The following is a 22,207-nucleotide window of genomic DNA, read 5'->3' as shown; positions in this document are numbered from 1 at the left end:
ATGATCGAGATCAAGGACATCCACGTCACCTTCGGCCGCGGAACGCCGCTGGAAAACCGGGCGCTGCGGGGACTTTCGCTGACCATCCCGACCGGCCAGTTCGTCACCGTGATCGGCTCCAACGGCGCCGGCAAATCCACGCTGCTCAACGTCCTGAGCGGCGATGCCCAGGCCGAGCGCGGCCGCATCGTCATCGAGGGCGTCGACGTGCAGCGCTGGCCGACGCCGCGCCGCGCCAGCTTGATCGCACGCGTGTTCCAGGATCCGATGGCCGGCACCTGCGAGAGGCTGTCGATCGAGGAGAACATGGCACTCGCCTTCGCGCGTGGCCGCTCGCGCGGTCTCGGCGCTTCGCTGAGCGGAAGCCGCCGCGCGGTGTTCCGCGACAAGCTTTCCGTGCTCGGCCTCGGCCTGGAAAATCGCCTCGGCGATTCCATGGGCCTGCTCTCCGGCGGTCAGCGTCAGGCTGTCAGCCTCTTGATGGCGACGCTGACAGGCATGAAGATCCTGCTCCTCGACGAGCATACGGCGGCGCTCGATCCGCGCACCGCCGACTTCGTGCTGGAACTCACCCGCAAGATCGTCGAGGAACAGCAGCTCACCGCGCTGATGGTGACCCATTCGATGCGCCACGCGCTCGATTACGGTACCCGCACGGTGATGCTGCATGAAGGCCAGGTCGCCTTCGATCTCGACGCCGAGCATCGCAAGGGCCTCGATGTCCCAGATCTGCTGAAACTGTTCAGCAAGGTACGCGGCGAACAGCTCGACGACGACAGCCTGCTGCTGGGCTGAGGCTCGCCCTCAGGGGATCAGGACAACCTTCCCCATACTCCGGCGCGACTGCACGCTCTCATGCGCCTCGGCGGCCTGGGCCAGCGGGAAGCGGCCACCGATCGTGACCTCGAGCGAGCCCGCCGCGGCCTGGGCGAAGAGGTCGCCGAGATCGGCACGCAGCGTATCGGGCGCCAGCAGGGGCAGCAGGGCGAAACCTTTCACGGATTGGTTGCGTCCGAGCAGGGCTTCGATCTCCGGCCGGCCGAGTTCGAACCGTCCCATGGCTGTGCAGACGAGTTCGCCGCTTGGAGCGAGCGCTTCCAGGCAGGCACCGGTCTGCGCCCCGCCGACAAGGTCATAGACGATGTCGACGCCACCTCCCTGCGTCGCCGCCAGCACCTGGTCGACCCAGCCGGCGCTGCGATAATCGACGCCGGCATCGGCACCGAGGGATCGGGCAAGATCGAGCTTCTCCGGCGAACCGGCGGCAGCGATCACCTGCCGCGCACCAGCATTGCGGGCGAGTTGGACGAGCAGCGATCCCACCCCGCCGGTCGCGGCGTTGACCAGGATCGACTTGCCCCGTGGCGGGCTGCGGCGAAGAAGGTGCAGGGCCGTCAATCCCTGCACCATCAGGGCGGTTGCCGCCTCGAACGACAAGTCTTCGGGAAGCGGCACCAGCGAGGCGGCGTCGGCCAGGGCGAACTGCGCATAGCCGCCGGCCCGGCCCATGGCGAAGAGCGGCGCGGCCACGCGCGTACCGGGCGCCGGCCCCGCAGCGCTCGGGCCGAGGGCCTCGACGACGCCAGCCACCTCGACACCCATCACCATCGGCAGTCCGGGTGTCACGGCATAGCGATCCTGGCGCATCAGCACCTCGAAATAGTTCACGCCCGCTGCCTGCATGCGGATCAGCGCCTCGCCCTTGCCAGGAGCGGGGACGGACAGTTCGACGGGCTCGAGGACGTCGGGAGCGCCGAAGCGGCTCAAACGAATGGCTTGCATGGGATCACCGGATGCTGGTCTCGAATGCCCCGGTTCTGTGCTATTCTCCTTCTCGTCTCTACACACTCTTTCGTGCCATACAGACCCGAAGGTAACCATGACGGAGCTGATCAAGCGCCTGCCTATGCTGCCGGTCGAGCGGGCCCTCAAGGTGATCTCGGGCCGCTGGAAGGCGGTGATCCTCTATTACCTGTTGGACAGCCCCAAGCGCCTTTCTGAGCTGAAGCGGCTGGTGCCCGAGATCAGCCAGAAGGTGCTGATCCAGCAATTGCGCGAGATGGAAGAGCACGGCCTCGTCCATCGCGAGATCTTCCGGCAGGTTCCGCCGCGCGTCGACTATTCGGCGACCCCGCTCGGCCAGAGCCTCGAACCGGTGCTGCTGGCCCTGTGCGACTGGGGCCAGCGACACGCCGCCGAACTCGACGAGCTCGACCAGACACGCGATTGCATCATCAGGCCGGTGAGGGAGGTAGGAGCGGCTTAGATGGAGCCTCTCCCCTCGTCCGGCTGCCGCCACCCAAGGCACTTCCATAGGAAAGTGCCGGGTCCCGCAAGAGGAGAAGGGAGCTTATTGGGCTCTGGATGCGGCACCTTAAGACCCTCCGGTTGAACTCGACTTGAACCACCCGAGTCCCTTCTCCCCTTGCGGGAGAAGGTGGCGGCAGCCGGATGAGGGGTATCGCACCGCGTATGGAATCACCCCACAATCACCTGCACGGCCTCTTCCAGCCGCTCTGCCGGCAATTCCGAGATCGCGGCCGTCGCGGTCCAGACCAGGGCGACCCGCACCTCCTTGCCCGGATAGAGCCGCAGCATCAGGTGCCGGTAGAGCCCGAGCTGGCCGAGATAGGCCTGCGGCACCGCGTCGAGCCCCCGCGGCGGCTGGCGGTTGGTCTTGAAGTCGACGATCCAGACCGTGTCCGACCCGACGGCCAGTCGGTCGATCCGCCCGGACACGGCATAGTCGGCCCGGCCCGGCCTGATGATGCGGCCTGCAAGGGCAACCTCGGCGCGGCTACCGGGTGCAAAGAGCGGTGCGAGATCAGGCAGGGCCAGCACCGCCAGGGCCTCCTCGGCCCAGGCCTGGTGGTCCTCCGGCCATTGCGCTGCCGCCCGGCCGAGGAAGGCGAGGGCCTGGTCGCGACGTACCGACGCCTCGATATCGGGCAGATATTGCAGCAAAGCGTGGATCAGCGCCCCACGCCGCAGGGTGCGGGGATCGGCCGGCAAGGCTCCCGCCACCCCGGCCAACTCTTCGGGATGCTCCGTCTCGGACGGGCTGAGAGCGACCTCCTCGGCCCGCTCCGCCACCGCCTTCTGGCGCAGCCAGGCCGGGGCCGGTACCGCCGCTTCCTCATCCCTTGCCGGCCGGCCTTCGACCGCACGCCGCGGCGTCGGCTCATAAACCAGCCTCTCACCTTCGCCATCGGGTTCGATCCTGGCGCCCGCCGCACGCAGGGCCTCGGCGATCATGTCGTACCAGTTGCCCGGCCGCCGCGCGGTGGCGCCCTCGAAGCCGGCAATGACCAGCCGGTCCTCGGCCCGCGTCAGGGCGACATAGAGCAGGCGGCGGTGCTCGGCCTCGTTCTCGGCCCGGATCGCATCGCGGGCGGCGGCGACCGGCGCCGGGTCCGCAGTCTTGCTGGGCGACCAGACCGGGATCTCGCTACCCGCAGGCTTTCCCGGCGCCTGCAGGAAAAACAGCTTGGGATCGTGCCGGCCGTCCGGCGCGCTGCAGGTGTCGGCCAGGATGACAACGCGCGCCTCCAACCCCTTTGAACCATGCACCGTCATCACGCGCACTTCGCCGCGCGCCACGTCCATGTCGCGCTTGATCTCGGCCTTGGCCTCGGCGAGCCAGGCGAGGAAGCCCTGCAGGCTGGCCGTGTTGGCCCGCTCATAATCGCCGGCCACGCGCAGGAATTCGTCCAGCGCATCGGCGGCCTCCGCGCCGAAGCGGGCGAGCATGATGCGCCGGCCGCCATCACGCGCCAGGATGTCGGCGAAAAAGGCGAAGGGCGTCTTGCCGGCCGCCTCCGCGCGCCAGGCCGCGAGGCGGCCAAAGGCGGCGGCGAAGCGCTCATCCTCCCGCGACGCTTCGCCCAGGGCGGTCCAGAGCGTGCCCTTGCGGCCCGGCGCCAGGCGGATGAGATCCTCGTCGTCGAGCCCGATCAGCGGGGTCTTGAGCACCGTCGCCAGTGTCAGGTCGTCGGCCGGCAGCAGCACGAAACGGGCGAGCGCCATCAGGTCCATCACGGCGATATGGTCCGTCAGCACGATGCGGTCGGCGCCGGCCACCGGCACGCCGGCGAATTTCAGGGCGCGTATCACCGCCTCGAACAGGGCGTTGCGGCTGCGCACCAGCACCATGACGTCGCCGGCATCGTAGCTCGCGCCCGTTGCGGGATCGCCTTCGCGGATCAGGCTCGCGACCTCGGCGGCGATCTTGCGGGCCAGCCGTACCACCGGGCTGGTGACGGGCGTCTCGTCGAACGGCGCGTCCCAGGCGGTGATCTCGGCCGCCGGTTGCGGCTTTTCCACCGGCCAGACCTCGACGCGGCCGGGATCGAGGGCCCGCACGGTCTCATGCACGGTGGCGACGTCGTCCGAAGACAGGCCGCGGCGATTGTCGGCGGCGGCGAAGACATGGTCGACCGCCCTGAGGATGTCGGGCGTCGAGCGGAAGGACTGCTTGAGCTCGATCGCCTCGAAACGCTCCTCGGCTTCATCCACCTTGCGTCGGAAATGGCTGCGCATGCGGGCGAATTCCGCCGGCGCGGCGCCCTGGAACGAGAAGATCGACTGCTTCTCGTCTCCCACCGCGAAGATGGTGCGCCGTTCGCTGCGCGCGCCTGTGACAGAGGTGAGCTCTTCTGCCAGTTTGGCGATGATATGCCATTGGGCAGGGCTGGTATCCTGAGCCTCGTCGACCAGGATATGGTCGATGCCGCGATCGAGCTTGTAGTGTACCCATGCTGATTCAGCCCTACCAAGAAGCTCGGCTGTTTTCTGCACGAGATCGTCGAAATCGAGCGCCGCCCGCATGACTTTGCCGGCTTTGTAGCGACCGAGCAGGGCGGCAGCGACAGTGATCAGCGCCTCGCTGCGCTCATAGGCCGAGGCCGCCTTGCGCCGCAGCAGCAGCCCGGCGATGCGCTCCAGCTCGGCAAGGAGCTGCTCGGCATAGGCGGGGTAGTCCTTGGCGAAATCCTTGACCAGGAAGGCATTGGCCGAGCGCGCCTCGCCGGCACCGGTGAGGTAGATAGCGCGCCAGGCCTCGGCACGCCGTGCCGGCGCCGCCGCGATGGCAGCGCCGAGCCTGTCGGCCAGATCGAGGATGCGCTTGCCGTCATAGTCCCGCATAGCGGCCTCGATCGCCGCCCATTCGCTGAAGGGGATCGAGGCCTCGTCGATCTCGGCCTCGATCGCGGCGACGCTTTCGCCCTCCGCCAGTTCGAGCAGGCCGCGCAACTGGTCGAGGGCGTCCGCGGCGCCCTTCTCGCCCAGGAAGGGACGCAGCGCTTCGCGCTCGAAGGTGATCTCGGCGAGCAGCCCGTCGAAGGCGCCCTCGCCGGTATCCTCCAGGAGGCGCGCCATAGCGCGGCCGAGCCCGCCTTCGGGATGCGCGTTCGCCTCCAGGATCAGGCTGGTGCGGGCCGTGTCGAGCAATTCGCGCGCGGCCCTGTCGTCCAGCACCGAGAACTGTGCGGGGACATTGGCCTCGAAGGGGAAGAGGTGCAGCACACGCTCGCAGAAGGCATGGATGGTGAGGATCTTCAGGCCGCCGGGCGTCTCGATCGCCGCCGCGAAGAGCTGGCGTGCGCGCTTGAGGCCGGCTGCGTCAGGTTTGAAGCCGGTGATGCCCTCGATCGCGGCGACCAGCTTGCCCTCCTCCTCGACGGCCCATTGGCCGAGCGTGGCGAAGATGCGGTTCTGCATGTTCGCTGCGGCGGCCTTGGTGAAGGTGAGGCAGAGGATGGCGGAGGCATCGACCCCGGCGAGCAAAAGGCGGATGACACGCCGCGTCAGCACGGTGGTCTTGCCCGATCCGGCATTGGCCGACACCCAGGCCGACAGCGAGGGGTCGGAGGCCAGGCGCTGGTTGTGAACCGTATCGGCGGAAGGCTTGCGCGGGGTCATGCTTCCTCCGCGCTGACGGACCATTCGCGCACCCGGGCGAGATGGTCGTAATCGCCATAGCGCCGCCCCTTGAACATCGGGTGCAGCAGCGAGGCGTAGGGCGTCTCCTCATTCTCGAAGCGGTCGATCAACGCCTTGAGCCGTTCGAGGCTCTGCAGGGCGACCTCGATCGGCGTGGTATCCTTGAAGATCAGCGGTTTCTCGCTCGGCCCCTTGACGCCGCCGGCAAGATGCACGATGGCGGGATCGCCCAACGCCTGAGGCGCCGGCATGCCGCTGAACCCAGCCTCGAGCAGCATCGCCATTTCCAGCGCCAATTGCGGCGCGAGCCCCGTCTCGACCTGCCTGGCGGTCGGGGCTTGGCCGGTCTTGAAGTCGAGGATGGCGACCCGGCCATCGGCAGCGACTTCGATGCGGTCGGCGCGGGCGGACAAGGTGAAGGATCTCTCGGCCAGGGTCGGCCAGGCGAGCTTGCCGGGAATTTCGCTGAGCACGCGGGCAAGGCGTGGCCGGCGCTCGCGCTCCCATTCCACCAGGAATTCGGCGATGGCCGCAAAGCGCGGCCGCCAGAAGGCCAGGACCTCGGGAAAATCGGCGAGGGGGACGAAGAGCTCCTCGCCTACAGCCATCATCAGCGCGAGGGCATCCGGCGGCACGCCATCGGCGCACAGGGCGGCGAAACGCTCGAGCGCGCCATGGATCAGCGTGCCTCTTTCAGCCGCTCCGGGCGGCATGGCGATCTCGTCCAGCGGTTCGAGCTTGAGGATGTGGCGGGCGTAGATCGTATAGGGATCGCGCACGAGGTGCTCGATCTGGGTGACCGACAGGCGGGTCGGACGCAGGGCGAGAGGCGGAGTCGGCTTGGGCGCGCCGAGCACGGGTGGCGGCCCTTCCGCCGCATCGAGCTGGCGCGCGAGGGCGCAATAATGCTCGCCCTGCCTGCGCATGGCGTCGAAGGCTGGGCCCAGGAAGGCCCCGAGCCGCTGCAGCCAGCGCGACGGCACGCTGGGCGAACCGCCGCGCTTGAGCGAGCGCGTGATCACCACGTCGCCATAGCCGAGCGCCTGCTCGAAGTCGTGCGCGGCAAGGCCGATACGCTTTTCCGGCGGCGAGAGGCCGATCGCCGCCCGCATCGGCCGGTTCAGCCAGGGATCTGTCTTGACGTCGGGCGGCCAGACGCTCTCGTCGAGCCCCGCCAGCACCAGCCGGTCGACCGGCAGCAGGCGGGCTTCCAGCAAGCCGTAGATGGCGATGCGCGGATGCTTGGGGTCGCCGCCCCGCACCGAGCGCCCGGCGATCAGAGCCGCGAACAGGCCGGGATATTCATGCGCCGGCAAGGCAAGGGCCTCGGGGGTGATGGTGCCGAGATCGTCGAGGAAGCCCGCAAGCGCCTCTCCCGCCTCGCCTTCCCCGAGCGCATCGGTTTCGCCAGGCGCCGCTTCCCCCAGCGCCTCGACGGCGGTGCGATGTGCGGCAAAGAAGCTGGCGGCCGGCAGGGGATCGGACTGGCGCAGCAACGCCGCGAAGGGTTCGAGCCTGACCACCAGGGCCTCGATCACGGCCTCCGCCCCAGCCCAATCCTCCTCGCCGAGGGCCAGCCGGGCGGGCGGGCAATGGGGATCGCCGAGCGAGGCCTTGCCGAGCGCCAGGGCTGCCGCGAGGCCGGCCGGACCGCCGGCCGGCCTGGGACCGCGCAAGGCGCCGATCTCCAGTGCCGTCACCGCCCGCTCCAGATCCGCACGGGGCAGGCCAAGGCGCGCGAGCGGATGCTTGAGCAGGGACAGCAGGGTGACGGGATCGAAATCATGCAGCGCGGCGTCGAGCACCAGGCGCGCAAACAGGCCGGGCGGGGTTTGCGTCAGCGGCTGGCCGGCGCTGTCATCGGCCTCGATGCCCCAGCGGCCGAGTTCGGTGACCACGCGCTCGGCAAGCTGGCGGTTCGGCGTCACCAGGGCCGCCTTGCGGCCAGGCACCGTCAGGGCTTCGCGCAACACCAGGGCAGCCGCCAGGGCTTCCTCGCCCTCATGCGCCGCTTCGATCAGGGCGATACCGGCAAAGGCCTCGGCCACCGCCACGGGATCGGCATGGTGCTGGCCGGTCCACAGATCCGTGGTCTCGGCCGGCCGCAAGGCCTGCGACACCAGGGCCGCACGCAGCGCCAGGGGCGCGGGCGTCGAGGCGAGTTCGGTGACACTGGCGCGTTCTGCGCCGATATCGGCCAGCAAGGCGGCAAGCCCGGCCTGGGGATGGCCGGGAGCTCCCTCGCCCTTGCCGATGGCGTTCCAACCGATGGCATCGAGGTCGAGATCGAGCCCCGGCAGGACGACGGCGCCCCGGGGATGGGCGGCAACCGCCTTGATGAGGTCGCGGGTGGCCGGGATGGAGCCGGTCGAACCGGCCACGATCACCGGGCCCGTCTTGGGGCGCTCGGCAAGCCTGGCGGCCTCGCGCTCCATGCGGGCATTGCGCAGCAGCACGGCGTCGCTGCGGCGGATCTCCTTGAGATGCTCGGGCCAATGCAGGGTGGCGATCTCGAGGAAGCGCAGCGTGATGTCCCAATATTTGTCATAGAGCCCGGCATGGCTCTCGCCGAGATTGAGGATTGCCTCCGGCGGCACCCGGTCGATTTGCAGGCCATCCAGGAAATTGCCGAGTTCGGCCGCGAGCCCCGCCGCATCGCCGGGCGAAGAGGGAATCAGCAACGGCTCGGCGCCCGCTTCACCCGGAATAGGCAGAAGGGCCTGCTTCAGCGCCGCGCTCCATTGCAGGATCAGGCGCGTGAGGGCGATCTGGCGGTCGAGCCCCGCAACGGGTTCGGGCAGGTCGTCGCTGGCGTCGGCGAAGGCGACCTCGTCGTCATCGATCTCGCCAAGCGCCTTCAGATTGGGCAGCAGCGCGGCCTCGCTCCCCAGCCTGTCGAGGAAGATGCCGCGCAAGGCGCGGATGGCGCGGCGGGTCGGCAGATAGAGCGTGGCGCTCGCCAGCGCGAGCGGGTCCCCGCGCGGCGCGAAGCCCGGTACCAGCCTTCCATCCAGCAGGGCGTCGACCAGCGTTTCCAGGAAAGGCGAGCCAGGGGCGATGGTCAGGAGATTCGGGCGATACGCCATGGGGCAGAGATAAACAGCGCGATCGCCGCGATGACAAGAGGTGTCAGGCTTCAGCTTCCGGAGGCCACTGTTGCGCACCATGCAGGATACGTATCAGTTCCACGTCCTCACCCAGGCTGTAGACGATCACGAAGGGCGTTCGAGGGACCACAAGTTCCCGCGTCCCGGTCACACGCCCGACACGGCCCATGCGCGGATGATCGACGAGGACCTGTACGTGATGCTCGATGCGGCTCAGTTGTTGCTCTGCGCTCCTCGGGCTTTCCAGTGCAATGTAGCCGATCGCCCGCTCGACATCCGCAAGCGCGCTTTCGCGCCAAACGATTCGCATCGTTCAGCCCGCCTTGCGCTTGAGAGTCTCGCGGAGTGAGCCGAGGCGCTTCGCCAGGTCATCTTCAGCCACCAGAGGATTCGTTCCCTCTGTTATGGCATTCATCGCATCTTGGACTTGGCTGCGGAACCAGCGATCATGCTCGATGACCGCCTGCTGCCGCTTCAACCGCTCCGAGGCATCCGGGCGCCGGCGCCCGCTTTCGTCGGGGCGATAATCCTGCGCATCGACGTCGAAACAGTCCATGCCCAGTTCGCTGCGCACGAAGCCGATGGCGCTGTCGGCATGGCGCCACAGGCGCATGCGCCGCGATTTCTGGCCCGCGACGGCGCGCTCGGCATTGCCGTAGCGTACCAACACACCCCAGCCGCCCGGTCGCCCCAGCACGGTCGCTCCGCGCAAAGCGCGCGCCGCCACCAGTTCCTTCACGGCCTTGCTGTCGATGAGATCGGGTGTCTTGGCGGGCTTATCCATGCCTGACTTTCATTCAATGATTTCCGGAAGCTTATTATATAAACTTCCGGATGCAGGACAATCGCGATTGTGGAGCCGCCGCCTCCGAATGCTGGAGGATTGTCGGCCTTACCCGGGTGCACGGGCATCCTGCCCGTTCTTCTTCTCCCGTGAATGTTGCGTTTCCAAGAACGGGCAGGATGCCCGTGCACCCTGTGTAGTTAGACTGTGTCAGGATTGGTGCGGGCGAGAGACCGTGTGCACCCAGGCCCCTTGAGGCCGTTTTCCGGCTTGGTCCTCGCCCGCGTTGCAGTACCCAACCTGAACAGTTGATCGAGGCCGCACCACCGGACCTCGTAGCACAGGGATAGGCGCGATGATCATACACCCTGGCTTCATCGGGATCGATGTCTCCAAGCACCATCTCGACATTTTCAATGCCATCACCCAGCATGTCGAACGCATCGACAACACGGCGCAGGCGATCATCTCAACCTTCGAGCTGCTGCAAGCCGATCCGATCAAGCTCATCGTCTTCGAGGCGACCGGGTCTTATGATGGGTCGCTACGCTCTGCTTTGACGAGCCTGCAATTGCCCTTTGTTCGCGTCAATCCAGCCCGAGCCCGCGACTTTGCCAAATCCATCGGCCTGCTGGCCAAGACCGACGCCATCGATGCGCGCATGCTCGCCGCCATGGCTCAGTGCCTCAACCTGCAAGCCGATCCGGCCGATGATCCTCATCGCCAACAACTGGCCTTGCTGCACAAACGCCGCGACCAGTTCGTCGCCACCCGCAAGCAGGAACTGACACGCCTGGCTCAAGCCGACATGGCCCAGATCCGAGACAGCCTCCTGGATCATCTTGCCTGGCTGGAGGCGGCCATTGCCAGCCTCGACCAGCACATCTCCCTCCTCATTGCTCGACATGACAGCCTCGAGCAAAGGCGCCGGCTGATGTGCTCAACACCAGGCATCGGCAGGGTCATTTCCACGACCCTGCTGGCTCTCCTGCCCGAACTCGGCCAACGCTCGTCCAAGACCATCGCCGCCTTGGCAGGCCTGGCCCCCTTCAATCGCGATAGCGGCCTTATGCGCGGCACACGCCAGATCAGAGGCGGAAGACGACGCGTGCGACAGGCCCTCTACATGGCCGCCGTTTCAGCCAGCCGGTCCAAATCCCTCTTCGCTGAGACTTACCGCGCATTGCGACAAGCCGGAAAGCCACCAAAACTGGCTCTCATCGCCTTGGCCCGAAAGATTCTCGTCACTCTCAATGCCATCGTGCGAGATCAGACCCCCTTCAAGGCATGACACTCGCTCAACTACAGTTGCCGGAATCTCCCTCAGGCCTCGACCTTCGTCACGATGTTCAGCTTGGGAACGCGGAAGCCCATGGCGATCCATGCCCCCAGCAGCTTGGCGTAGAATGAGATCGTATGGGTCTTCAGATTGGGAATGTCATCGGGAAGGCCGGAGGCGTCGTTGAGGTCGCCGACCATGGTGCGCATCTCCACTTTCGGCCGCGCCTGTTCGGGCCATAGATGCAGATAGAGGCTGAGCCAATGCGCGCCCTTCATTTCCAGGAAGACGGGCGTGTTGCAGCAGGTGGCGACCACGCGGCGCGACCCGGCCTTGTCGGAAAGCCGAAATTCGCTCAGATGTTCGGCGCCGGAAAGGATGGTGATGCGATCCTTGCGATATTCGGCGCTGGGCGTGGCCTCGTGGCAGGTCAGCATGGGCCTGGCGCCGGGCAGCTTCGCCAGCCGCCCCGCTGCGGCCCGGCAAGAATTGCACAGGCATTCGGATACCAGGATCGGCGCGCCCCTGACCTCCAGGCGTGTCCGTCCGCAGTTGCAGCCGATCGTCATGGTCCCGCTCATGGTGTTTGCTCCCCGCTGAGATGAAACAGATGCCGGATATATCGGTCGAGATGATCGAGGCTTTCCCGCGCCAGTCCGGGATCGTTGCCGGCCTTGGCCAGCACGAAGCCGCCCTGGATGACGGCCTGTGTGTGCCGCGCCAGGCTTGCGGCCGTCCAGTCACCAGCCATGCCGCGCTCGCGCCGCGCCGCCTCGATATCGGCCTCCAGCGTGGCGGCATGGCCGAAGATGCTGTGCCCGCAGGCATCGCGGATGTCGGGGGCGGTCGCATAGACCTCCTGCGCCATGGTGCCGACCAGGCAGGTGAACTCGGGCAATTCGCCCACGATGATCGCCTTGCGAAAGGCGACATAGGCCAGAACGCGTTCCAGGGGATCGGCCGGGGCGTGATAGGGCGCCACCTGGAAGAAGCCGGCGGTCGTCTCCTCCCAATATTCGGCGGCGGCGACGCCCAGCGCTTCCTTGCTGCCGAAATGATGGAAGAACGCCCCCTTGGTGACATCGGCCGCGCGGCAGATGTCGTCGACGGAGGTGGCCGCGAAGCCCTTGGCGCGGATGACGTCCCGCGCCGCCTCCAGCAGGCGGTTTCGGGCATGGCCGCGTTCGGGCGATTGCTTGGTGGGTCTTGACATGTGATATACATACCAAATGGTTGGTATGCGTCAAGCGTGAAGTCAGAATGGCATTTCGGGAGGCCGGCCTTTCCCTGCCGGCCTCCCCTTCTGCGTTGGCGCAATGTTGTAAATGGATATTGTCAGGCGGCCTGAAGGTCCGGCCCCCGATCACCGGCCCTTCCAGACCGGCTCGCGCTTTTCGACGAAGGCCTTGGCGCCTTCGCGCGAATCCTCGGAAAGCTGCATGGCGCGGTGCTCGGGCACCTTGCCGGCATAGACATGCTCATAGGCCTCGCGCACACCCATGCCTTCGGTGGCGGCGAGGATAGCCTTGACTGCGGCGATGGACAGCGGCGCGTTGGCCGCGATGGTATCGGCCAGTTCCCGCGCCGTGGCCATCAGGTCGGCCATCGGCACGACGCGGTTGGCAAGGCCCCAGCCATGGGCCTCCTGCGCCGTGAAACGGCGGCCGGTGAGCAGCAATTCGCTGGCGATGGCGAGCGGAATACGGCGCGGCAGGCGCTGGATGCCGCCGGCATCGGCGACGAGGCCGACGGTGACTTCCGACAGGGCGAATTCGGCATGATCGGCCACCACCATGAGATCGGCGGCCAAAGCCAGCTCGCAGCCCCCGGCGATAGCGACGCCGTTGACCGCCGCGATCACCGGCTTGGTCAGCTCCCAGAAGGCAGTCAGGCCGGCAAAGCCGCCCGGTCCGAAATCGGTGTCGGGCTCTTCGGCACCGGAGGCGGCCGCCTTCAGGTCCCAGCCGGCCGAGAAGATGCGCTCGCCGCCCCCCGTGAGGATGGCGACGCGCAGCTCCGGATCGTCCTGCAGGGTGCGGAAGGCGGCATGCAGCGCCTTGGAGGTGGCGAGGTCGATGGCATTCGCCTTCGGACGATCCAGCGTGACCTCCAGCACCGCGCCGCGGCGTTCGAGCTTGACGGATTCAGACATGGCAATCTCCTGAAAATGCTAGCGCAACGATCGGCATGCGCAACTTTCACCCTCCCCTGGATGTCCGCAACTCTCTTGAGTTGCGTAGGGAGGGTCGGCCTGAAAGGCCGGGGTGGGGTGAGGAGGCACCGGCGGAAATGGCCAAAACGACTTCGCCTGCTGACGTCGTCACTCCACCCCGACACTGCGTGTCGACCCTCCCCCTCCAGGGGAGGGTGAAGGCTGTTCTGGCGCCCTTGGTCTCAATCCAGCATGCGAACGAGTGCATCGGCAGCGATGGCTCCGCGCCCCTCGGGCAACACAAAGAGCGGATTGACGTCGAGTTCGACCAACCGGTCGGCATGGCGTTCGGCAAAATCGGCGATCGCCAGGATGGCCTTGATGGTGCCACGGATGTCGCCGCGCGGCTTGCCGCGGAAGCCTTCGAGCAGGCGTGCGACGCGCAGGCTCATCAGCTTTTCGCGGATCTCCTCGGCGGTGACCGGCAGCAGCATCACGGCCGCGTCCTTGAGCATCTCGACCAGCACGCCGCCGGCGCCGACGGTGAGCGTCGGGCCGAACTGGGGGTCGCGCACCACCCCGACGATCAACTCGGCAACGGCGCCTTCCACCATACGCTCGACCAGGAAGCGGTCGCCCAGATGCGACATCGAGGCGACGGCGTCGGTCACGTCGGCCCGCGAACGCAGGCCGAGCTTGACGCCGCCGACATCCGATTTATGGGCAATCTTGTCGCTGTGGATCTTGATCGCCACCGGAAAGCCGAGGGCAGCCGCTGTGGACGGGGCCTCGACCGTGCCGGCGATACGGCTCGGCGGCAGCTCGAGGCCGTGGCGGCCGAGCAGATGCTTGGATTCATATTCGCTGAGCAGGCGTGCCTTGCCGACATCGATGCGCGCGACCTTGCGCAACGGGACGAGCTTCTCCCAGCCGGCACGCGCCATGGTGAAGTCGACGCCATGGGTGATGGCGGTCAGCGCATCGCCCATGCCCTGCATCGGCAGCACACCGTCGGCAAGCAGTGCCTTGGCATCGTCCTCCTGCATGTTCTCCGGCAGCGAGGACACCACGGCGGCGCGGGCGCCCGAGGCTGCGGCAGCACGGGTGATCGCCGCGCGAGCGGCGGCAAAGCCGCCATCCGGCACCAGGCCGCGATCGGTGCGCGGCTGATCCAGCACCAGGAGGTTAAGGTCGAAGCCCGAGTTCAGCATCTCGGTGAAGACAGCCTCGTTGGCCGGCTCGTTGCCCCAGATATAGGTGTGGTAGTCGAGCGGGTTGGAGACATGCACCTTGTCAGTGAGCAACTCCTGCAGGCGAGCGGCGTTTTCCGGCGGGATCGGCGCGAACTCGAGGTCGCGATCGGCCGCGAGGTCGGCGATCAGCGCCGCCTCGCCGCCCGAACAGCTCATCGAAGAGATGCGCTTGCCCGGCAGACCGCCGAACAGGTGCATGAGCTTGAGCGTCTCGACGAACGCCGGGACGTCGACAACACGCGCCACGCCGTAGCGGGCGAACAGGGCGTTGTAGAGCGCATCGGCGCCGGCGAGCGAGGAAGTATGGCTCATGGCGATCTCTGAGCCGATCTCCGAGCGCCCGGTCTTCAGCACGACCAGGGGCACGCCCTTTTCGAGCGCCTTGATCGCCGCCTGGGAGAACAGCGCGACGTCGTCGATCGATTCCACATGCAGGCCGATGGCCGTAACGCGCTCGTCCGCCAGCAGCGCCTCGATATAGTCACCATGGTCGCCGATCGCCTTGTTGCCGACGGCAATGACATAGGCGATGGGCAGCGCACGCCGCTGCATCGTCATGTTGAGGGCGATGTTGCCGGACTGGGTGATGATGGCGACGCCCTTCTCCACCCGCTCGGCGCCATGGGTATCGGGCCAGAGCACGCAGCCGTCGAGCAGGTTGAGCACGCCGTAGCAATTGGGGCCGACGATCGGCATGCCCTTGGCGAGCTCGACGAGCTTCTTCTGCAGCGCCGCGCCCTCCTCGCCGACCTCGGCGAAACCGGCGGCATAGCAGACGGCCGCACCGGCTCCCCGCTCGGCCAGCGCCGCGACGATGTCGACCGTGGGCTCACGCGGCGTCGCCACGAAAACGGCATCGGGCGCCTCCGGCAGATCGGCGACGGTCCTGTAGGCCTTGTGTCCCGCGATTTCGGTCTTGTCGGGATGAATGGGCCAGATCGGACCGGCATAGCCGATGCGGTCGCATTCACGGATGATCACGGAGGCCAATCGCCCCCCCGCGACGGCAATGTGGCGGGGTTTGAGCAGGCGGCGGAGGCCATCGACGACGGACATGCGGTGGGACCTATGGAGACAAAGCAGGCGGGAAACCTCGCACCCTAGGGAGGAGGCGTTGCTACAAGGTTGACGAGCACGGGACCGGCGTCAATCTGCTCATGTAGATTGATACCGCTTCGTGTAAAAATTCTGTCATGGACCGCCATCATCGACGACGATCTCAAAGATGCGGGTTGCGCGGCCGATACTGCGCAACCAGCCCGGCATTGATCTCCTTGGCGCCCGGCATGTTGGCGCTGCGATAGATCGGGGCATTGCCGCCCTCGGCCTGCAGGCGCGCCGCCGCTTCCGCGAAGACCGCGTTGAGCAGGGCCGCACCGATCGAGGTCGAGACCGGGCCCGTGCGCAATTCGCTGTCCGGCAGCGCCATCACGGCATCGCCGGGCGGTGCGCCATTGTCGAGCACGACATCGGCCAGATCGGCAAGCCGGGGCCGGCCCTGTGCTGCCTGGCTCGAATAAGCGAGCGAGGTAATGGCGACGATGGTGGCACCGGCCGCCCTGCCGATCTCCGCCGCCTCGATGATGGCGGCATTGACGCCGCTGTTGGAGGCGATGATCAGCATGTCCTTGGCCCCGATCGGATAGCGCGCCAGCACGGGCGCCACCATGCCCGGGATGCGCTCGAAAGCCGTGCTGGCCACCGAGCCGTCATGCAGCATGGTCACCGCCGACAGGATCGGCACGGTCAGGGCCAGGCCGCCGGCGCGATAATGCGCCTCCTCGGCCAGAATGTGGCTGTGGCCGGTGCCGAAGACATAGACCAGGCCGTCCTGCCGGGCCGTGCGCTCGACGGCAACAGCCGCTGCTGCGATGGCCTCGGCATTGGCCCAGAACAGGGCTCCGATGCGCCGGGTGAGATCGGCGAGATAGGCGGCGGCGGTCGGTATGTCGGTCATGGCAATCTTCCGGGAACTGGCTGCTGCATGCGGGAGAGGTGTTCCTTCCTGCACGATCATGATGCTCCCGCCAAGCGCCGCCATTTTGGGCTCATCCGTCACGAAACGAATCGAGATGGTTCGACCTCTGTCATTGCCGGGCTTGATCCGGCAATCCAGTTCCTCCCTCCGGATCTCGGCGACGGGGCCTCTGGATGCCCGGGTCAAGCCCGGGCATGACAAAGGTGGCGCCTCAATCGTTACGGGACATCGCCTCAACGCCCCTCGTGCGGGCGCAGCATCTGCCGCGCGATGATAAGGCGCTGGATCTCGCTGGTGCCGTCCCAGATGCGCTCGACCCTGGCGTCCTTCCACCAGCCGGCGATCGGCAGGGTGTCCATCAGGCCCATGCCGCCGAAGGTCTGGATCGCCCTGTCGGTCATTTTGCCGAGCATCTCGGAGGCCGCCAGCTTGGCCATGGCGAAATCGGCATCGGTCGCCTTGCCCTGGTCGAGCAGCCAGGCGGCCCGCAGGGTGAGAAGGTCGGCTGCTTCAAGCTCCACCGCGAGATCGGCGAGCGGGAAGGAAATACCCTGGAATTGCGAGATCGCCTGGCCGAACTGCTTGCGCTGGCCGGCCCAGGCCAAGGTCTCGTCCATCACCCGGCGCGCCCGGCCGACCGAGGTGGCCGCCACGGTGAGGCGTGTGGCGCCGAGCCATTCGCTCATCAGGTCGAAGCCCTTGCCTTCCTCGCCGAGAAGCTGGTCGGCCGGGATGACGCAGTCGTCGAAATAGAGCTCGCAATTGTGATAGCCGCGATGCGACAGCGCATGCGGGCCGGGGCGCACCGTCAGGCCGGGCGTGTCCTTGTCGACCAGGAAGCCGGAGATCTGGTTGCGGGGGCCGCGCTTGGTTTCCTCGGTGCCGGTGACGGCGAACAGGATGATGAAATCGGCCTTGTCGGCATGGCTGATGAAGTGCTTCTGGCCATTGATGACATAGCTGTCGCCCAATTTAGCGTCATGTCGGCAGACGGCCTTGGTCTTCATCGAGCGCACGTCGGAACCGGCGCCGGGCTCGGTCATGGCCAGGCAGTCGACGCGCTCGCCGCGGATCGCCGGCAGCAGCCAACGCTCGCGCTGGGCGCCCCGGCAGCCCTGGAGGATGTTGGAGGGGCGGGCCACCACCATCTGCAGGCCGTAATTGGCCCGGCCGAGCTCGCGCTCCAGCAAGGCGATGCCGACGGCATCGAGGCCGCCGCCCCCCAGTTCCACCGGCATGTTGGCGGCATAGAGCCCGAGCTCCATCGCCTTCTTCTTGATTTCGGCGGCGAGGTCGTCAGGCACTTCGTCGGTGCGCTCGACCAGCGCCTCATGCGGATAGAGCTCCTCCTCGACGAAACGGCGCACCGTTTCGACCAGCATGTCCTGCTCTTCGGTCAATGCGAACTGCATCGGCGTTTCCCCTCGGTACAACGGAAATTCGATCGGCGCCCTTTCTAGTCTTTTCATGGCGCCGATCATGCCGATCGCGACATGGATCAAGCGTATTGCGACGCATCCATCTCGACGATGGTGGTCACCGGCGCACCCGCGGCCGCGAGCAGGGCTTCCTTGACCTCGCCGAGGGAGCGGGCGGCGACATGCCTGGCGCCAAAGGCCTTGGCGGCGGCACTGAAATCGGTCGCCTGCAGGCGCACGCCGAGCGGGGCGATCTGGTTGCGGACCATGTATTCCTCGATCTCGCCATAGCGCTGGTCGTTCCAGAGCAGCACGATGATCGGGGCGCCGGCGTCGGCCGCGCTGGCGAGTTCGGGCAAGGTAAACTGGAAGCCGCCATCGCCGATGATGCAGACCACGGGCACCTTGGGACGGCCGACCTTGGCACCGATAGCCGCCGGCAAGGCATAACCGAGCGTGCCGAAGCCGGTGGCCGCACTCATCCAGCGTCGGGCCGCCGGCGGTTCGGCCATGAAGTTGCCGCCATAGCTGGCCGCGGTGGAATCGGCCGCGACGACGGCCTCGGGCAGTACCTGCCAGATCGCGTCGAGCAGCGGGCGATGCCGGACATAGCGTGGATCGGCCCCCTCGAGACGCGCGGCCTGCAACTGCCGGGCATAGGCGGCCCCACCCTCGATCGTCTTCACGAGCGGCGCCAGGGCGGCGGCAAAGCGCCCGGCATCGCCCACCACCGGCAGGGTTGGGCGGGCATTGCGATGCAGCTGGCGCGGATCGATGTCGACGCGGATCACCGCACCGTTGAGCTTCAGCCCATCGAGCTCATACCAGAACTCGGTTTCGCCCAACTCGGTGCCGAGGGCCAGCACGAGATCGGCCTCGCCGATCGCGCGGTGCAACGCAGGAGTAAGCATGCAGCCGCCGGCCAGCAGCTTATGCCCAGCCGGCAGGATGCCCTTGGCATTGGCAGTGAGCAGGGTGGCGGCGCCCAGCTTCTCGATCAGTTCACGAACGGCATCGGCCCCGGCAACCGCACCGCCGCCGGCGATCACCAGCGGCTTCTTCGCCCTGGCGATCAAGGCTGCAGCCGCTTCGACATCGTCGGCGCGTGGTACCGGCGGGCCGGCCGGCTTGCGCATAGCGGTCACGGGCCCCGGGAAGGGCTCGGACAACAGGTCGATCGGGATTTCGATCAGCACCGGGCCAGGACGCGCGGAGGCCATGAAGGCGAAGGCTTCGTCGAAGGCGGGAATGAGCTGGTCTGCGGTCCAGATCGTCAAGGCGAGGGCAGACACCTCGCGGCCGACCACGGACTGGCCGCGCAATTCGTGGAGATGCCCCTCGCCCCGGCCGAGGGTCTGGCGCGGATTGAGCGTGGTGATCACCAGCATGGGCACGCTGTCGGCCAAAGCCTGCCCCATGGCGGTGGCAATGTTGAGAAGCCCGGGGCCGGTGACGATGAAGCAGGCGGCAGGCTTGCCGGTCGCCCTGGCATAGCCGTCCGCCATGAAGCCGGCGCCCTGCTCGTGGCGCGGCGTGATATGGGTGAGGCCCGAGCCCGGAATGCCGCGATAAAGCTCGACCGTGTGCACGCCGGGAATGCCGAACACCGTATCGATGCCGCGTTCGACCAGCAATTGCGGAATGAGCGTGCCGAGATGAGGATGGTCGGCCATGGTTCCCCCGTGGATGCGGTTATTGTCTTGCAGGACACGTCTCCCTTCTCCCCTTGCGGGAGAAGGTCCCGGCAGGGGGATGAGGGGTGGCACGCCATATACGGCTGGCGTTGCAAGACCCCTCATCCGTCCCTTCGGGACACCTTCTCCCGCAAGGGGAGAAGGAAAATCTTGCCTCAGGCGGCCTTGCCCTGGCTCAGCCGGATCGCCAGGCTGACCATGCGGCTGGCGGCTTCGCGCAACTGCGAGGCATCGGAACTGAGGGCGACGCGCACATGGCCCGCTGCCTGCTGGCCGAAGGAGGCGCCGGGCATGACGGCGACCTTCTCCTCTTCGAGCAGGCGCCAGGCAAAGGCCTCGCCGTCAATGCCGGTGCCGGAGACGTCGACCATGGCGAACATGCCGCCTTCCGGCTTCGGGCAACGCAGGCCCGGCGCATTGGCGAGCATTTCCGGCAGGATCTCGGCCCGCACGCGGAAGCTCTCGGCGCTCTCGGCGCATTCGGCGAAGGTCTCGCTGAGCGCATAGGCCGCCATGTCCTGGATGAAGGGCTGGCCGCCGAACAGCATCATTTCCGACAGCGGCAGCAGGCGTTCGATGAACTCCACCGGCCCGACGCACCAGCCGGCGCGCATGCCCGGCAGCATATGCGACTTGGAGAGCGAGGATACCACCACGGTACGCTCGGTCCCCTCGGCCAAGTCGAAAGGCGAGGCGAAGGGGGCGCCATAGGACAGCATCTCATAGACTTCGTCGGAGACGATCCACAGATCGTGCCGCCGGCAGACATCGACGATGGCAGCGATTTCCTCGCGCGACAGGGTGGCACCGGTCGGATTGTGCGGGGAGTTGAGCAGCAGGACGCGCGAACGCGGCGTGATGCGGGCTTCCAGGTCCTCGGCACGCAGATGGAAGCCATTGACCGGGTCGAGCGGCACCAGCACGATATCGGCACCACTGGCACGGATCACGCCTTCATAGGTGGCATAGAGCGGATCGCCCACCAGGACCTCGTTGCCGGCTTCGGCCAGGGCGGCGAGCGCGGCATAGAGGGCGGTCTGGGTGCCTGGCATATAGGCGGTGTTGTCGGTGGTGATGGTGCGACCGGTGCGCTTGGAATATTTGGCAGCGATGGCCTGCAGCACGGATGGCTCGCCGCGCCCGCCCGAATAGCGGATGCGGCGTGCCTGCAGGCTGGCGATGGCGGTATCGATCAGGGCCTGCGGCGCCGGCGTGTCAGGCTCGCCGATGGTGAGCTCGATGATCGGCTCGCCAGCCGCGACACGGCGGCGCGCTTCGAAATGCACGGCCCATTTCGCCGCACCCAAATCGGCCAAACGATCGGTCACGGAAGCAAAGCGCACGGTACACTCCTAAGAACTGTCCTCCCGGGATGTCGGTGTTTCGGGGAGGAGACGCATCGAGGCCAACCTGATGAATGGTTGATGACACCGAATGAGATGAGCAAGCCGATACCATGGCGCGCGATCCGGCGTAACCCCCGCGACGTCTTGCCCCAAGGGCCAGCTCCAAGGGCCTTGCCCAAGGCTCACGGCACGGCCAGCCTCAGCCGCCTCGCCGAGGGCGCGATCTCGACACGGCGGCCCCAGTCGAAGGCGAGATGGTCGCTTTCGATGCCATCGGCGAAGATGGTGCCGCCATCCATTTCGGAGGTCACGACGACAGGCGCCTCCTCCACCAGCCCCCGTACCAGCTCGGTGCCGGTGGCGGGGCTCGGCCAGGCCTCGCGTACCAGGAAGCCGAGGCGCGGCTGCACCGGCGAGAGGTCCAGGCTGGCATGGGTGGCGTTGAGGATCGAGGCCGCCCAGCCGGTGGCACCGGTCCCGGTGGTGACGATCAGGCCGGAAGAGGACTGGCGTTCGCTTTGGCCGCCGCAGGACAATGTGTAGCGTGCCGACTGGTGGCTGGCATGGCCCACGAAGATCTCGTTGAGGGCGAGCAATCGCTCGCCCTGGTCGAGACGCGCTTCCGCCATCACGCGCTCCTCGACGCGGATACTGCCCTTCACGGCCTCCTGCAACGCGTCGCCGGTATCGCTCACCCCGAACCGCACCAGGACGCCAGCGTTCTGCCCCGGAAAGGGATCGATGCCGATGACGACCTGACCATCGAGATATTTGGCGACATTGGCGACCAGCCCATCCTGGCCGATTGCCAGCACGACATCCTCCGGACCGAAGACGAAACGTTCGACATCGGCCCGCAGGATGGTAGCCTGGCGCCAGTCGGCCGGGATGGCGGCCCTGATGCGATGCAGAGCCTCGGTAAAGCGCCGATGCGTGTCCTCCACCGCTTCCAGCGTCAGGCCCTTGCGCTCCAGTACGAAGCGTGCAGCGGCAGCGCTGGTGTAGCTTGCCCGGATGCGGTCGAGATCGGTCTCGCGCCGGACCAGGATGACACGGGGGGCGAGAAGGGACATGGCGGGCTCCGGGGTTCGCGGGATAGTTTCCTTCTCCCCTTGCGGGTGTCGTCAACTCTCTTGAGTTGACTAGAGGTCCCGGCGGGGGATGAGGGGGAGAAACGTGACCTTGTCGGCTAGGCGCCTCCACCCCTCATCCGCCCCTTCGGGGCACCTTCTCCCACAAGGGGAGAAGGCAAA

Annotated in this window: 17 protein-coding genes; 3 read left to right on the top strand and 14 right to left on the bottom strand. The window is 67.0% G+C overall.

The genetic code is table 11. The features are described from left to right. Entirely contained in the window at positions 1-795 is a 795-nt protein-coding gene (locus ACIGJE_RS06420; protein ID WP_311937962.1) for an ABC transporter ATP-binding protein, read from the top strand. Positions 796-804: 9 nt separating this feature from the next. Here ACIGJE_RS06420 and ACIGJE_RS06415 read toward each other — a convergent pair whose 3' ends face one another. Next, positions 805-1,782: a quinone oxidoreductase family protein gene (locus ACIGJE_RS06415; RefSeq protein ID WP_415083170.1), complete on the bottom strand. Its 978-nt coding sequence runs from the start codon at positions 1,780-1,782 to the stop codon at positions 805-807. Positions 1,783-1,879: 97 nt separating this feature from the next. Here ACIGJE_RS06415 and ACIGJE_RS06410 point away from each other — a divergent pair, with 97 nt between their 5' ends. After that, complete coding sequence (locus ACIGJE_RS06410) at positions 1,880-2,266, top strand: winged helix-turn-helix transcriptional regulator (protein WP_311937958.1); 387 nt, start codon at positions 1,880-1,882, stop codon at positions 2,264-2,266. 212 nt (positions 2,267-2,478) lie between these two features. On the opposite strand, the gene addA is transcribed toward ACIGJE_RS06410, so the two are convergent. The 4 genes from addA to ACIGJE_RS06390 are packed head-to-tail and all read right to left on the bottom strand — an operon-like array spanning position 2,479 to position 9,834. Continuing rightward, a complete protein-coding gene (gene addA / locus ACIGJE_RS06405) occupies positions 2,479-5,922 on the bottom strand; it encodes a double-strand break repair helicase AddA (RefSeq protein ID WP_415083168.1) in 3,444 nt (1,147 codons plus the stop codon). Next, positions 5,919-9,029: a double-strand break repair protein AddB gene (gene addB, locus ACIGJE_RS06400; protein WP_415083166.1), complete on the bottom strand. Its 3,111-nt coding sequence runs from the start codon at positions 9,027-9,029 to the stop codon at positions 5,919-5,921. The genes addA and addB overlap by 4 nt, the downstream gene beginning before the upstream one ends. 43 nt (positions 9,030-9,072) lie before the next feature. Further along, a complete protein-coding gene (locus tag ACIGJE_RS06395; protein WP_149253385.1) occupies positions 9,073-9,360 on the bottom strand; it encodes a type II toxin-antitoxin system RelE/ParE family toxin in 288 nt (95 codons plus the stop codon). Between the two features lie 3 nt (positions 9,361-9,363). Further along, positions 9,364-9,834: a hypothetical protein gene (locus tag ACIGJE_RS06390; protein ID WP_367625481.1), complete on the bottom strand. Its 471-nt coding sequence runs from the start codon at positions 9,832-9,834 to the stop codon at positions 9,364-9,366. Positions 9,835-10,189: 355 nt separating this feature from the next. On the opposite strand from ACIGJE_RS06390, the gene ACIGJE_RS06385 reads away from it, so the two are divergent. Further along, the gene (locus tag ACIGJE_RS06385) at positions 10,190-11,125 is read left to right on the top strand and encodes an IS110 family RNA-guided transposase (RefSeq protein ID WP_483679583.1); all 936 of its coding nucleotides are present in this window, start codon (positions 10,190-10,192) and stop codon (positions 11,123-11,125) included. 32 nt (positions 11,126-11,157) lie between these two features. Here ACIGJE_RS06385 and ACIGJE_RS06380 read toward each other — a convergent pair whose 3' ends face one another. The 9 genes from ACIGJE_RS06380 to ACIGJE_RS06340 form a co-directional block, all read right to left on the bottom strand. After that, entirely contained in the window at positions 11,158-11,694 is a 537-nt protein-coding gene (locus tag ACIGJE_RS06380; RefSeq protein WP_415082644.1) for a GFA family protein, read from the bottom strand. Next, positions 11,691-12,326 carry a TetR/AcrR family transcriptional regulator gene (locus ACIGJE_RS06375; RefSeq protein WP_415082642.1) on the bottom strand — a complete coding sequence of 212 codons (636 nt, stop codon included), beginning with the start codon at positions 12,324-12,326 and terminating at the stop codon, positions 11,691-11,693. The genes ACIGJE_RS06380 and ACIGJE_RS06375 overlap by 4 nt, the downstream gene beginning before the upstream one ends. Before the next feature lie 150 nt (positions 12,327-12,476). Then, on the bottom strand, positions 12,477-13,265 hold the full coding sequence (locus tag ACIGJE_RS06370) for an enoyl-CoA hydratase-related protein (RefSeq protein ID WP_149253381.1): 789 nt from the start codon (positions 13,263-13,265) through the stop codon (positions 12,477-12,479). Positions 13,266-13,507: 242 nt separating this feature from the next. Then, positions 13,508-15,574 (bottom strand): acetate--CoA ligase family protein, encoded by a 2,067-nt coding sequence (locus tag ACIGJE_RS06365; RefSeq protein ID WP_311937945.1) that lies wholly within the window; start codon positions 15,572-15,574, stop codon positions 13,508-13,510. A gap of 163 nt (positions 15,575-15,737) precedes the next feature. Next, positions 15,738-16,475: an SIS domain-containing protein gene (locus ACIGJE_RS06360; RefSeq protein ID WP_311937943.1), complete on the bottom strand. Its 738-nt coding sequence runs from the start codon at positions 16,473-16,475 to the stop codon at positions 15,738-15,740. Positions 16,476-16,729: 254 nt separating this feature from the next. Further along, entirely contained in the window at positions 16,730-17,908 is a 1,179-nt protein-coding gene (locus ACIGJE_RS06355) for an acyl-CoA dehydrogenase family protein (protein ID WP_415082639.1), read from the bottom strand. Positions 17,909-17,994: 86 nt separating this feature from the next. After that, a complete protein-coding gene (locus ACIGJE_RS06350; protein ID WP_415082637.1) occupies positions 17,995-19,587 on the bottom strand; it encodes a 5-guanidino-2-oxopentanoate decarboxylase in 1,593 nt (530 codons plus the stop codon). Positions 19,588-19,763: 176 nt separating this feature from the next. Continuing rightward, a complete protein-coding gene (locus tag ACIGJE_RS06345) occupies positions 19,764-20,951 on the bottom strand; it encodes a pyridoxal phosphate-dependent aminotransferase (protein WP_415082635.1) in 1,188 nt (395 codons plus the stop codon). A 185-nt stretch (positions 20,952-21,136) separates the two neighbouring features. Continuing rightward, complete coding sequence (locus tag ACIGJE_RS06340) at positions 21,137-22,027, bottom strand: diacylglycerol kinase catalytic domain-containing protein (protein WP_415082633.1); 891 nt, start codon at positions 22,025-22,027, stop codon at positions 21,137-21,139. Positions 22,028-22,207: the final 180 nt, after the last annotated feature.

Source organism: Labrys sp. E2SS-1L, from assembly GCF_057073705.1.
This window is presented reverse-complemented; position numbering and strand designations above follow the sequence as displayed.

Coding starts and splice junctions, on each gene's coding strand:
- ACIGJE_RS06375 (WP_415082642.1), bottom strand. CDS start 12,326: ATGTCAAGACCCACCAAGCAATCGCCCGAACGCGGCCATGCCCGAAAC.
- ACIGJE_RS06365 (WP_311937945.1), bottom strand. CDS start 15,574: ATGTCCGTCGTCGATGGCCTCCGCCGCCTGCTCAAACCCCGCCACATT.
- addB (WP_415083166.1), bottom strand. CDS start 9,029: ATGGCGTATCGCCCGAATCTCCTGACCATCGCCCCTGGCTCGCCTTTC.
- ACIGJE_RS06420 (WP_311937962.1), top strand. CDS start 1: ATGATCGAGATCAAGGACATCCACGTCACCTTCGGCCGCGGAACGCCG.
- ACIGJE_RS06350 (WP_415082637.1), bottom strand. CDS start 19,587: ATGGCCGACCATCCTCATCTCGGCACGCTCATTCCGCAATTGCTGGTC.
- ACIGJE_RS06360 (WP_311937943.1), bottom strand. CDS start 16,475: ATGACCGACATACCGACCGCCGCCGCCTATCTCGCCGATCTCACCCGG.
- addA (WP_415083168.1), bottom strand. CDS start 5,922: ATGACCCCGCGCAAGCCTTCCGCCGATACGGTTCACAACCAGCGCCTG.
- ACIGJE_RS06415 (WP_415083170.1), bottom strand. CDS start 1,782: ATGCAAGCCATTCGTTTGAGCCGCTTCGGCGCTCCCGACGTCCTCGAG.
- ACIGJE_RS06380 (WP_415082644.1), bottom strand. CDS start 11,694: ATGAGCGGGACCATGACGATCGGCTGCAACTGCGGACGGACACGCCTG.
- ACIGJE_RS06395 (WP_149253385.1), bottom strand. CDS start 9,360: ATGCGAATCGTTTGGCGCGAAAGCGCGCTTGCGGATGTCGAGCGGGCG.
- ACIGJE_RS06390 (WP_367625481.1), bottom strand. CDS start 9,834: ATGGATAAGCCCGCCAAGACACCCGATCTCATCGACAGCAAGGCCGTG.
- ACIGJE_RS06355 (WP_415082639.1), bottom strand. CDS start 17,908: ATGCAGTTCGCATTGACCGAAGAGCAGGACATGCTGGTCGAAACGGTG.
- ACIGJE_RS06340 (WP_415082633.1), bottom strand. CDS start 22,027: ATGTCCCTTCTCGCCCCCCGTGTCATCCTGGTCCGGCGCGAGACCGAT.
- ACIGJE_RS06410 (WP_311937958.1), top strand. CDS start 1,880: ATGACGGAGCTGATCAAGCGCCTGCCTATGCTGCCGGTCGAGCGGGCC.
- ACIGJE_RS06370 (WP_149253381.1), bottom strand. CDS start 13,265: ATGTCTGAATCCGTCAAGCTCGAACGCCGCGGCGCGGTGCTGGAGGTC.
- ACIGJE_RS06385 (WP_483679583.1), top strand. CDS start 10,190: ATGATCATACACCCTGGCTTCATCGGGATCGATGTCTCCAAGCACCAT.